The following is a 12,609-nucleotide window of genomic DNA, read 5'->3' as shown; positions in this document are numbered from 1 at the left end:
TGCAATGATCACGTTGTGGCTGGTGTGATCACGGCGTCGGAGCCGTCCTGGATAGCCCCGTTCACCGGGCTGAGCCCGCGGCAGTTCGGCAAGCTGGTGACCGCGCTGCGACGTGAGGGTGCGGACGAGGTCCGAAAGGGTCGGCCATGGAGCCTTCCCCTGGAGGGCCGAGCACTGCTCGTCGCGGCTTACTGGCGCACGAACCTGACCATGCGACAGCTCGCTCCGCTCTTCGGGGTGTCGAAGTCGGCAGCGGACCGGATCATTGACCATCGCGGGCCCATGCTCGCGCTCCAGCACCGCAAGCGGTTCGCCAAGGACACCGTGCTCATCGTGGACGGCACCTTGGTCCCCACCCGCGACCACACCATCGCCGCGCAGTCGAAGAACTACCGGTACTCCACCAACCATCAGATCGTCATCGACGCCGACACCCGCCTGGTTGTCGTGGTCGGCCGGCCGCTCGCCGGGAACCGCAACGACTGCAAGGCATGGGAGGAATCCGGCGCCAAAGCCGCCGTCGGCAAGACCCTCACGATCGCCGACGGCGGCTACCCGGGCACCGGACTCGTCATGCCCCACCGCCGGCGCAAAGGCGAAGACCTGCCCGACTGGAAGCAGGCGCACAACAAGTCCCACAAGCAGGTCCGGGCACGTGTCGAGCACGTCCTCGCCCGAATGAAGACGTGGAAGATCCTCCGCGACTGCCGTCTCAAAGGCGACGGCGTCCACCACGCCATGCTCGGCATCGCCCGCATGCACAACCTTGCCCTCGCCGGATAGGCGGTCAAGCCACACAGCGAACAGCCACGTTCAAGCCGACCCAGAGATCATTTACGGGACAGCCCTTAGTAGACGGTCACCAAGATCACTCAATCCGTCAGCGGAGGCACTGCGGACGGCCACCGCAAGGCCCGTTCCTCTACGCCTCGTGCGGATATGAAGAACCGGGTCGGCGCGATTCCTCACGCCGACCCGGAGGTCACCTAATTGGCGACCGAGAGGGTCACCATTCTTCCGAATCTGTCTGCATTTCGCTCATCCGACGCCGGCGCCAGCGGTTGGCGCTCACACCTACGGCCAGCAGCACGACCGTACCGCCGATGATCGATATGCAGATGACCGCTGTCACTAGCTGCCCCGCTGATTCCACTTGAGACTCCCATATCGATGCTCGTTCGGCATGCCACGGAGGGCTAGTAGGACGGACTCCTGGACCATTGATCGAAGGATATCACCTTCGTCCAGTAGAATTCCTGGCGCACGCTTGCCCCTGTTCCGCGTGCCGTATTCCCTCCGCTACACATATGGTCATGACAGAAGGATGTCCAGTCGGTACTGTTTGAGGCCTTGAAATTTACCGTAACTGTGCGCGCTGTAGGGTTGATTTTCGCTACCTGATACCTCTCCCCCCATGATCCAACTACGGTCTCGAAGTCTGGACTTCCGAATCTCGAAACCAAGCCGAGCGCATCCTTCCAGCTCCCGGGGCGATTCGCCTTGTGCCACTTCGATTTGGGCCCGACGGCTTCATATTTCCCCTGACGAGCGAGCTCTGCAATATCCTTCTCTAGACTCTTATTATGATCCGCTCCAGCGATGAGTCGCGTCATCTTGGAATTCGGCCCGAAGATGAGAATAGGGAAGTACTGGCCGAGCCCATTCATCCACATTTCCGCTATGTCATAAGGCTCTAGATTGTCTACCATTTCCAGGAATCCTGAGTCCGTCCTGTAACCCTTGGGGTATTTGATGTCTCCATAATAGGAGGGGAGTGCTGAGCACTTTCCCGAAATGATCGGATACAGCCCACAGGACGGCTTCGAATCATTGAGACTCTCCAGTCCGCTGCTGCCAGACCGATCTCTACTGGTGTCATCAGATCCGCTGGTGCCGCTGGTTTCATTGGCGTCAGCGCTCCCGCTGCCCTGACAGAGAGAGACGCATACAGCGGGACTTCCACCGCGTGGCTTACCTGTGCCTTCACCACTCGACTTCTCCGGCCTTTCGGTGTGGCCTGTTCCGTCATCCACTCCGAGTCCAGTCGGGTCGGAGAAAGTGACAGGGTTATTGCCTGCATAGCTATAACCGTTGAGGGTTTGGTGTTTTTTAATCTCGAGGAGGGTGTCGACGCTAATGAACTGGCCGATGGTGGGGTCGTATTCGCGGGCCCCGATGTGGGTGAGGCCGGTTTCGGTGTCGGTGGGCTTGCCGAGGAAGGTCTTGTCGTCGGGCCAGGGGCCTACGGGGGTTCCCCGGGAAGTGCCGAAGGGGGTGGTGTAGCGCTTGGTGAGGGTTTGGGCGGTGTCGCCGGAGATGGTGAGGGTGCCGGTGCCGTGGTGGTCGTTGGCGAGGAAGTGGAGCTTCTCGGTGCCGGTTTCGTTGGTGCGCAGGGCGAGGGTGGTGCCGGCCGCCGTGTAGTAGCGGTTGGCCCACTTCTTGGTGCCCTTGAGGTGGACTTCGGTGGCGCCGAGGTAGAGGACGGTTTCGCCGGTGGTGCCGGTGGCGCGGCGGATGAGGAGCTGGCCGTCGGCGTCGTAGAGGTAGTCCGTGGTGGCGGTTGCCTCGGTGAGCTTGGTGAGCTTGCCTTCGGCGTTCCAGGTCAGGGACTGGGTGGTGGTGCTGCCCGTCTTCTCGACGCGGCCGGTGGTGTTGCCGGTGGCGTCGTAGGTGTAGCGGGCGGTCTCGTCCGCGCAGTTGCCGTCGGTCGTGGTGGCCTTCAGCGCGTGGGGGCGGGCGGTGTCGTAGCAGTAGGTGCGGGTGGTGGGAGTGGCGGTGTTCTGCTTCTCCGTGAGCCGCTGGCCCGATGCCGTGTAGGTGTAGCCGGTCCAGTACGGGGCGGCTCCGCCGAGGTTGGCGACGGTGCGGCCGGTGAGGGCGCAGTCGGCGGTCTTGGGGGTCCAGGCTTCGGTCATGCGGCGCTGGCCGTCGTAGGTGAAGCACTGGAAGTCGGCGCCGTTGCCGGTGTTGGCGTGGTCGAAGATCGAGGTGACGTTGCCGGCGGGGTCGTAGGTGTAGGTGGCGTCGCGGACGCGGCCCTTGGTCTGGTCGATGACGTCGGTGCCGGTGAGGCGGCCGGTGCCTTCCTCGTAGGTGCTGGTGAGGGAGACCGTCTTGACACCGTTGGCGCTCGACGGGCCGAGGATGAGCTGCTGGAGCTGGCCGAGGTCGGTGTAGGAGGCGCCCAGGAGGTAGCCGGATGCACCGGACAGGCCGACGGGGAGGCCATAGCCGTTGTAGTTGGTGCCGACGATCTCGCTTGTGAGGCCGCCGCCCGCGGGTTCGGTGGTGCTGCTGACGGTGCCGTCGAGGCGGTAGTGCACCTTGGCGGTGCTGGTGGCGGTGACGGCTCCGGAGGTGACCAGGGGGTCGTCGGCGGGGAGGGTGAGCGTGGTGGTGGTCGGCCGGCTCAGGGAGTCGTAGGCCGTGACCTGCTTGGTGTACGCCTTGCTGCCGGTCTGGTTCTTGCCTCCGGTGTAGCGGACGGAGGTGTCGGGCAGGCCCTTGAGGAGCGAGTCGTAGGTCCACTCCGCGAGGAGGTTGGCGTCGCCCGGGGTGCTCTGCCACAGGGCCGTCTTGCGGCCGAGGACGTCGTAGCCGTAGGCGAGGACGTTCTGCGCGGCGTCCTTGGTGGTCTTGATCCGGTCGAGCTCGTCGTAGGTGGTGGTGCTGGTGCCCTTGTCGGGGTCGGTGGTGGCGTCCGGCCGGCCGTAGAGGTCGTAGGTGTACGTCCACTTGGTGTTGTCGGGGCCGGTGATCTGCTTCTGCTTGGCGTCGTCGTAGTAGGAGTACGCCACGGAGGTGTAGGAGGTGCCGAGCGTGGCCCCGTAGGCGGTGTCGTCGGGCCGGGGGCCGGCGTAGGTGCGGGTCTCCGTGGTGCGGCCCAGGACGTCGGTGAGGGTGCGGGTCGCGGTTCCGCCCTGCTGGGCGGTGGTGGCGACGGAGTCACCGGTGTAGGTGGTGACGACCGGGTCGAACTTCTGGACGCCCTTGACCAGGAAGGTGGACTTCACCTGGCGGCCGAGGCCGTCGTATTCGAGGTTGTACTGCTGGGGAGCGCCGCCGTACTCGGCCCGGGTCCAGGTGCTGGTCGGGGCGGAGGCGGAGTCGAAGATCCCGGCGTAGGTCTCGTAGGCGAGGCCGCGGTCGTTGTAGCGGGTGTCGGTGAGGATGCGGCCGCCGTTGGGAGCCGGAGTCTGGGTCTGGAGGGGGCGGAGCAGGGAGTCGACCAGGCTGTAGCTGGTGGTGTAGGTCTTGCCGTCGGCCTTGAGGGTGGAGACCGAGGTCCAGGAGGGCCGGTCGGTCTGGTGAATGCCGTAGCCGAAGGTGGCGGTGGCGATGTCACCGCCGGACTTGATGCGGTTGGGTGCCCAGGTGGCGGTGATGCGGCCGAGGGCGTCGTAGGTGTTCTCGGTGCGCTTGAGGTTGGCGTCCAGGGTCTGGGTGACCGAGCCGCGGGCGGGGTCGTAGTAGGTGTAGGTCTTGTGGGCCTGGCCGTTGGCGAGGGCGGGCAGTGTGATGACCGTGCTGGTGACCGGTCCGCCGGCGGCCGGGTAGTAGGCCGTGGTCGTGGTGTTGCCCGTGCCGTCGGTGACGGCCAGGGGGCGGCCGAGTTTCGCGGTCGCGGTGTCGTAGGTGGTCCTGCCCAGGGTCTGCCAGCCGGTGGGGGTGCGGTCGGCGGTGCTGCCGGCGGCGGGCGCCGGGTAGCCGGTGGCGCGGCCGGACCAGGTGGGCAGGCCCAGGGTCGGGGTCTGCGCGGCGGTCCAGGCCGTCGCGGCGGTGTCGTCGTAGACGATGGCGGCGTCGGACAGGACGTCGCCGCGCTGGTCGGGCGCTTCGGCGCTGGTGTACTTGTGGTTCGGGCCTGTGGGCATCTTGAGCTGGTCGTCGGTGGTGGCGCAGGCCTGTCCGACCGTGCGGACGCGGGAGACCAGGCCGGTCAGGCCCTTGGCGTCGTTGCGGGCGTACCAGGTACGGGTGCAGGTCTCGTCACCGGTGACCGCCCGGTCCCCGTAGTTCTCCGTCTGGGTGGCCATGCCGTAGTCGTCGAAGGTGTGGCCGACGAGGGTGGTGCGCCATTTGCGGGAGGCCGTCAGGTAGGTGTGGGTGTACTCCCGCGAGGTGCGGGTCATGTACGCGGTGGTGTTGGCGTAGGACTTCTGCTGGCTGGCGGTCCGCTTGTACCAGATGCTGTAGAACTTGTTGCTGACGGCGAGGTTGCCGTCGTAGGTGGTCTGCTGGCGCAGGCGTCCCGCGTACGGTTCCTGGTCGAGGCTGTCGGACATCTCCAGTTCGTCGCCCGTGCTTCCGGGGACGTTGTCGAGGTCGATGCCGGCGACGGTGACGCTGCGGGTGAGGGGCTTGCCGTTGGCGTCCTTGGCCTTCAGGCGGTCCCCGTGCATGCCCTGCATGTAGAGGCTGACGGTCTTGGAGCGGGTGTTGCCCGGGGCTCCGGTGAGGACCGTGACCTTCTGGTAGCCGCGCCAGGAGGACCAGGTGCGCTGGCTCTCCTTGACGAACGGGTCGTCGTTGTAGTGCCAGGCGGGCTGCTCGTAGCTGTAGGTGTTCTGGACGGTGAGGTTGCGACCGGCCGGGTCGGCGGTGTTGACGGCGATCACGCGGTACTTGTGGAACCAGTCGAGCTGCGGGTCGCCGCCGTTGACCGGCCAGTAGACCGGGTAGCAGGCCAGGTTGTTGTCGTCCTCGGCCGTCGGCATCTTCGTGCCGCGGACGCACTCGGGCTCGGAGAGGGCGACGCTGGTGACGGCTCCGGTCTCGGAGGTGATGGTCGATATCCGGGGGCGGGTCAGCGGCACGATGTCGTCGCCGGGCACGTCGACGCGGTTGGCGCGCTGCTGGTAGGTGAAGCCGACGGTGGGCAGGGTGATCGCGGTGCCGTTCCTGCCGGTCCGCTTCAGTCCCGTCAGCGTCCAGACCTGGTCGGAGCTGTTGCCGATGTCCTGCCCGTCGAAGACGTCCTGGGTCAGGGTGTAGCTGTCGACCGGGGTGTAGGCGTCGGGCTCGGCGGCGGTGGACCAGACGTGGGTGTCGACGGACGACAGGATCTTCTGGGTGAAGAACGCCGGCCCGGTGGCCTTGCAGTCGGTCTTCCCGGCGGCGCAGAGGGCGTCGAAGGGGACGTCGGGCCAGTTCTTGGCGGTGTCCTGGGTGATCGTGCCGCAGCCGCCGCCGAGGTCCTTGCAGCGGTCCTTGTAGGTGAAGGTGACCTTGCCGGAGGCGTCGGCGGTGAACAGCTTGTCGGAGCGCTGGCCGTAGCGGATCTCGTCCAGGCGGCCGCCGCGCGTGTAGGCGGCGAGGGCGGTCTTGTCGCCGTTCTTCGCGTAGTGGTTGGTGTCGGCCGTGTACCAGTAGGTGGAGGCGTTGCCGTGGACGTCCTCGACGAGGTCGAGGTTCCAGCGCCACGCCTGCTTTTTGGCCCGGCCGGAGAAGGAGGTGCCGGAGGAGTACCCGGGCTCGCCGGAGTCGTCGCCGAAGACCGGGACGGTCCAGACCGATTCGGTGCGCTCGGTGCCCGCGCCGGGGAGCTTGTTCAGGCCGAAGGTGTAGGTGGTGCCGTCGCCGGTGACGACCTTCCAGTACTCGCCCGCGCCGTCGGTGCCGGCGTCGCCCTCGTCGCCGTTGGCGGCGCCGGTGGCGTGGAAGACCTGGGAGGCGTCGTCGTCCTTCAGACGCCACTTCTTGGTGGTGTCGTCCTTGACGAGTTCGGTGGCCTTGCCGTTCAGGACCAGGGAGGCGTTGTCGTACTTCCAGCACTGGTCGTACTTGCCGGCCTGGCCGTCGTCGTCGCACGGGCCGTACTTGCGCTCGATGTACGAGGAGGTCAGGTCGAAGCCCTCGCCGACCAGGGAGCTCTGGTTGTTGGTGTTGGCCGTGCGGCCGTCGACGCTGCCGGAGTCGTACGACAGGGAGAGGGAGGGCACCGGGCCTGCGGCGGCCGGCGGGACGGTGACCGGGTAGGACCAGGTGAACGATCCGGACGAGCCGCCCGCCTCCCAGGAGGAGGACGAGGACAGCGGAGTGGCGCTGTAGTCGCCCGCTCCGGCGCTTGAACCCGTGGTGGAGGTGGCGGTGAGGGCCAGCACGCGGGGCGCGGTGCCGACACGGCTGAGGTCTGCGGTGACCTTCTGGTCCTGGACGTCGTTCGTGGCGGGGATCGGGTCGCCCTCGCGGCACTCCGGCTCGTCCGGGGTGGTCAGCGCGCAGGCGGGGAGGGAGACCAGTCCCAGGCGGGTGGCCCAGGCTCCGCCGACCGAGGAGCCGAAGCCGCTGTAGTCGACCTCGACCCGGGCCGCGCCGGGCCGCTGCGCGGCCACGGTGAACAGCACGCCGGTGATGCCTGCGGCACGCGCGGCCTTCTGGTCGAGCACCTTCACCGTGGACGTGCCCGAAGCGGGCTGCTGCACGAGGCGGGCCGCTCCCGCGCCCGCCGCTCCCCGTACGTCCACCAGCGCGGAGGCGTCGGCCGTGTCCGCGATCCGGCCGGTGAGGGTGTGCGCCTTCGGCCAGGCGCTGCGGGAGATCTCGCGTGCTGCCTGGGCGGCCAGGGCGCGGTTGAAGGTCGCGTCGGAGCTGACCTTGGCGCGTTCCTTGAGCGCGCCGGGGCCCTTGACCGCGTGCACCTTCGCCGGGGTGGACTTCGGCACCTCGGGGTGCCCGGGGAGGTCGGCGGCCTGGGCCAGGGGGATCAGGGGGCTGGGCAGGGAGAGGACGAGTGCCAGGGCGCCGACGACGGCGCCCCTGCCTCTTCCTCTTTCCCTGCTCGGGCGGGGACGTCTGGACATGGGGAAGCGACTCCTTGACGGATGTTCGGAGGGAAGTCGGGTCCGCCCCGGTCGGAGCCGGGGCGGGATGTTCGGGATGGAGGGCCGGGGGCGGCGAGCCGTTCACTCGCCGCCCCGGGTGCTGCCGGTTCCGAATGCCGGCCTAGGAGCCGACGACGGTCTCCAGCTGCCGTTCGCTAGTGATCGCGCCCGCCCAGAGGCGGATGTCGCTGACGGTGCCGGGCAGGTAGCCGCCGTAGGTGTTTCCAGTGCGATCCGCGCCGACGGTGAAGTGGGAGGCGACCGTGGCGGTGTAGGCCGTCGGCACGTCCTGCAGGGCGGTTCCGGAGTAGAGGGTGATGGTCCGTGTCCGGGCGTCGAACACCCCGGTCAAGCGGACCTCTCCGGCCAGGGTGAGCAGTTCGTCGCTCTGAACGGTGGTGCGGGAGCCGTCCGCTGCGATCCTGCCGAAGTGCCACCGGCCCACGGGCACCTGCTCGTACTCGGGCGGGAGGCTCGTCTCTTCCCCGGACTCAGAGCCGTCCGAGGGGGTCTCGGGCTCGACCGGGACCTCGGCCGTGCCGGTCTTCTCGAACCAGATGCCCCAGGAGGAACCGGTGGCCGTCTGCTGGCCGAGGACCTGCAGGCGGGTGCCGTTCGGAGCGGTCTTCAGCTTCTTGCCGTCCACGTTGACGGCGGTGGAGACGGTGAAGCCTCCGGTGTCGTCGAGCGGGGCGAGAGCGGTGGAGGCACGGTCGTCGACCCCGTCCAGGACGATCGACTCGCCGTCGAGGGAAGCGGCCGAGGTCATGGTCAGCGTGTTGCCGTAACCGCTGCTGTCCGCCAGGGACGTCCCGGAAGCACCGCTCGGGTCGTACTGGGCGACCAGCTCGACGTACGCCGAGTCGCCCTCCTCGTTCCTCGGCGCGGCTTCCTTCGCCATCTCCTCGGAGGACAGGGCGCGCTGCCAGACGGCCGCTTCGTCGATCTCGCCGTAGAAGTGGTCGACGTACAGGCCGTTGTACTTGGCCCGGCCCACCTGGATACCTCCGGTGGAGGCCCATACGCCGGTGGTGAAGTCGTCCGTGCCCTGCAGGACACCGTTGACGTAGAAGGAGAGCTTCCGGGCAGGGGTGTCCACCACGAGGCCGAGGTGGGTCCATGCCTTGGGCTGGGCCGGGTTGACCGCGTTGACCCGCTGGCCGGACAGGTAGGCGCCGTCGGCGTCCCGTTCCGGCAGCCTCGCGCACCAGGTGCGCACGTCCTGGCAGTAGCTCAGGTAGAAGGCTCCGAGCCGTGCGCCGTCCTGACTGACGACCGAGGCGTTGAGCGAGCCGACGGTGTCGATGCGGGCCCATGCCGCCACGCTGTAGGAGGCCTGGGTCTCGACGACCTGCTTGGCTGCCGACGCCCCTCCCTGTGCGGTGTTCGTCAGGGCCAGGGCCTTGTCCTGCGACGTCGTCCCGTCCGCGGCCGTCAGTTCGCCGCGGCGTCCGTGGTCGGTGCGGGTCGCGCCCGTGGGGGTGAGGGTCAGGTCGTTCCGCAGCGCGGGATCACTGGTGGAGCGGTCCAGCGCCACGCCGGACGCCTCGTTGAAGTCCCACCGGCCGACCGCTCCCTCGCCCTCCTTCACCAGGAACTTCACCGCGGTCTCGCCCACTCGTCCGAGGACGTCCTTGGCCTGGACGTTGAGCACGAAGGAGCCGGACACCGTCGGGGTGACGGCCGCCGTGTACGAGCCGGCGGTGGCGGCCTTCCAGCCGCTCCAGACGGTGTCCGTGGAGAGCCGGTACTGGTAGTGGGTGTTCGTGTCACCGGGGAAGGGGTTGAAGGTGAACGAACCGGTCTGACCGGGCCTTCCGCCGGGGACGCAGGAGCCGCCCGCGACGCACTCCGTGTACACGGTGTTGAACTTCACCACGGGGGGCTTCGGCGCGGTGGCGTCCACCTTGAAGTAGCACCAGGAGGCTCCACCGCTGCTCAGCGGCTGCGTGTACGACGTGTTCGGGTAGGACTGCGTGTTGACCGTGAAGCGGTAGAGCGTGCCCTCCTTGAGCGGGACGTTCCACTCGATGGGCTGGCTGACAAAGTCCTTCTGGGCCGACGAGTAGGCGACGTGCCCCGTGGACGGTGCCAGCGAGCCGGTCGTCGGCTCGGGCGCGTCGAACCAGGTGCCATCCGCGTTCTTGCCGTCGACGTCGAAGTACAGGCGCAGCATCGCGCCCGCCTCTCCGCCGGGCACCAGGCGGGGCCGGGCCGCGAGAACCGGTTTGGGGGTGGAGACGGTGGTCGGCGCGGATTCGTTCCTGCTGCAGATCGGGGCGGAACTGGAGACGATGCCGTGCTCGGCCGGGACCGCGGGCTTGCCGACGTACGTCACCCGGATGACCGCATCGTCGTCGAAACGCTTCCAGGCATCCGTGTCGGTCTCGTTCTGCGCCGAGAGGCGCAGCGTCAGGAGGCTCATTTTGCCGTCCGCGAAGGCACGGACGGTCGGCGTCAGATTCTCGTCCGCCTCGGCCGGGTTGTCGTGGAACTCAATGGGGGCGCGCGGCTGTGCCGGAGAGCACGCCGTTCCCCGTCCTGCCGAAACGTAGCGGTCGCCCATGTGGTCCAGGACGGCCGGGCCCGGCCACTTTGTGGCTGCGGAGATCGGGTTGGTGCGCTTCAGGTCGACCCACCGGGCGTTGCAGGAGAACGACCAGGTCTCGGTCACCGCGAAGGTCGCGTCCAGGACGTGCTTGCCTCGGAGCTTGTCCGGCGTGAACTCGAAGTACATGCGGTTCACGTAGCCGTTGCCGCAGTAGTACGAAATGCCGCCGATCACCGCGCTGCCGCACTTGCCGACGCTCATGCCGTTGGTGCCGCCGGAGAAGTTGTAGAAGACGTCTCCGTCGGAGGACAGGACGGTCCGCTCCGACTCATTCATCTCGACCGACGGATCGATGTAGAGGGGGTACTGGTCGGCTCGGGTGGACGTGACGAGTTCGGCATCGGGCCGTACGGTCAGCGCGTCCGGCGTCAGGTCCACCTTCATGACGGCGGAGACATCCCCGGCTCCGGGACCCGCCAGTGGATCGCCTTCCTGCGAAGGCGCGACCAGCTCGACGGCAGGATCCTGGCTGGTGGGAGCCTGAGCAACCGATGGCTGTATACCCGCACTGCGGGTCTGCCTTCCATCTGCGGACGCCACTCCAGTGTCGCCGGCCGAGTTCCACATCCGGGCGGTAGGCGAGCGGAAGACCACCTGTCCGTTGCCGTCCAGGGCCTCGACACTGCCAACGGCGCCTTCCCGCAGCCGGAGCCCATCGGAAGCGAGGCCGTACTTGATGGCCTTCAGCTCGGGCAGTGCTGCGGCCTGGGCACTCTCCACCTCTAGGACCTGGCGGAAGCCCTCGACGGTCGCGGTCAGGATCAGGTTCACCCCTGGGAGAACATCGTCGTAGATGGCTCGCTCGCCGTCGAGACGCGGTTGCGGCAGTCGGCCGGGCCAGCCCATCGACACCGAACGGCCCTCCTGGCCGATCGTCACCAGGTCTGCTCCGGTCCCTCCAGCGGAGAAGGACATACCAACTGCGGCGGCTTTGGGTCCGATGGAACCGTCGGCCCGCCGGACGAGCGTCGCGTCCGGCGCCGCCCATCCGTCCGAGGTGTGCACCCGGACAGGGATGATCGACTTCTCCAGTGTGAAGGACGCTCCGTCGGGGTTCGCGAAGACGGTCTCACGCTCCGTCCGTTCCCCCACGACCTCCACCCGGGCACCGCTGTCGGCGGCCTGTCGCAGGGCCCGCTCCGCCTCGGTGGCCGGGAACGACTCCTGCGCGGAAGCCGGACCGGCCAACAGGCCGGGGAGGACTCCCGCCAGGAGCGTCACCGCTGCCACCAGGGCAAGCGGACGTCTTCTTCTTCCAAGGGCGTGTTGGGTACGCCCGGGCCTCTTGCTCAATTCCCCACCCTGATCACTCCACACGGCACATCTTCCGGCCATGCTTGGCATATGACATGTGCACAAGAAGTGAAGAGTCAAGGTGGACTTGACATACTTATTCCACCGGAGTGGAGGAAGGACAGACTCCCGTCCGGTCGAGAAGTCCCAGGCCGCTCACCAGTAGGCGGCCCGACCCCCGGGACTGCCGAACCGGCGAGACTCCGACAGCGATACGCACCGAGATCCAACCGCAGGCCAACACCCATCACGAGCCCCGCAAAGCGTTCCTCGCCCTTTCACCCGGCAAAAACGGCCAACCCCTAAGCGTGTTGCGAAAGGTCACGTTCGGGTAGAGCAGGGTCGGCTCCGAAGGTCGTCCGGACACGTCGCCTTGACGGGGTTGCGCATGCGGGTGACGGCCCGGGCCGCACGGTGGAGGTTGTTGCCGTGCTGTCGGCGATCCTGCAGTCCTTGATGCGGGGGAGAGCGTGGAGCCCCACGGGCAACCCGCGCGGCGGGACCGGCGTCCCTCCTCACAGGACGCCGCAGGAGACCGCACGGCGCTGCGGACCTCGCGGTGCCCCGCCCGTCGGCCCACCGGACAGGACACGAGATGAGTGAGAAGGCCCGCGTCCTCTTCGACGCGCTCGACCTCGACCAGGACGGTTCGCTGACCCGTGCGGAGGTGATCCGGGCGCTCCGGGAGAAGGGGCCGACGCTGGCGGCGCGCGGCGTGCTGCCGTTCTGGGGCGTCGGCGGCGACGAGGCGTCGGCCGCGCTGTTCGACGCGGCGGACCAGAACGGCGACCGGGTGCTCAGCTTCGAGGAGTTCGCCGCCGTCGTGGACCGGCGCTTCGGCTGGGGGTCCCCCGCGTCCCGGACCTGAACCGGGACGCGGGG

Annotated in this window: 4 protein-coding genes; 2 read left to right on the top strand and 2 right to left on the bottom strand. The window is 67.9% G+C overall.

Annotated elements, in window-relative coordinates; translation table 11 throughout:
• Nucleotides 1-15: 15 nt before the first annotated feature.
• A complete protein-coding gene (locus IE219_RS16170; protein WP_189977832.1) occupies nt 16-783 on the top strand; it encodes a transposase in 768 nt (255 codons plus the stop codon).
• Between the two features lie 413 nt (nt 784-1,196).
• Here the strand turns inward: IE219_RS16170 and IE219_RS32285 are convergent, their stop codons facing one another.
• Entirely contained in the window at nt 1,197-7,802 is a 6,606-nt protein-coding gene (locus tag IE219_RS32285) for an RHS repeat domain-containing protein (protein ID WP_189977830.1), read from the bottom strand.
• Nucleotides 7,803-7,944: 142 nt separating this feature from the next.
• Nucleotides 7,945-11,664, bottom strand: coding sequence for a LamG domain-containing protein (locus IE219_RS16160; protein ID WP_229849785.1), 3,720 nt, complete (start codon nt 11,662-11,664; stop codon nt 7,945-7,947).
• Nucleotides 11,665-12,322: 658 nt separating this feature from the next.
• On the opposite strand from IE219_RS16160, the gene IE219_RS16155 reads away from it, so the two are divergent.
• Entirely contained in the window at nt 12,323-12,595 is a 273-nt protein-coding gene (locus IE219_RS16155) for an EF-hand domain-containing protein (RefSeq protein ID WP_189977827.1), read from the top strand.
• Nucleotides 12,596-12,609 lie beyond the last annotated feature (14 nt).

The organism is Streptomyces termitum, from assembly GCF_014650175.1.
GTDB classification, from domain to species: domain Bacteria; phylum Actinomycetota; class Actinomycetes; order Streptomycetales; family Streptomycetaceae; genus Streptomyces; species Streptomyces termitum.
Note: the sequence above shows the minus strand (reverse complement) of the source record. Positions and strands in the feature narration are given on the sequence as shown.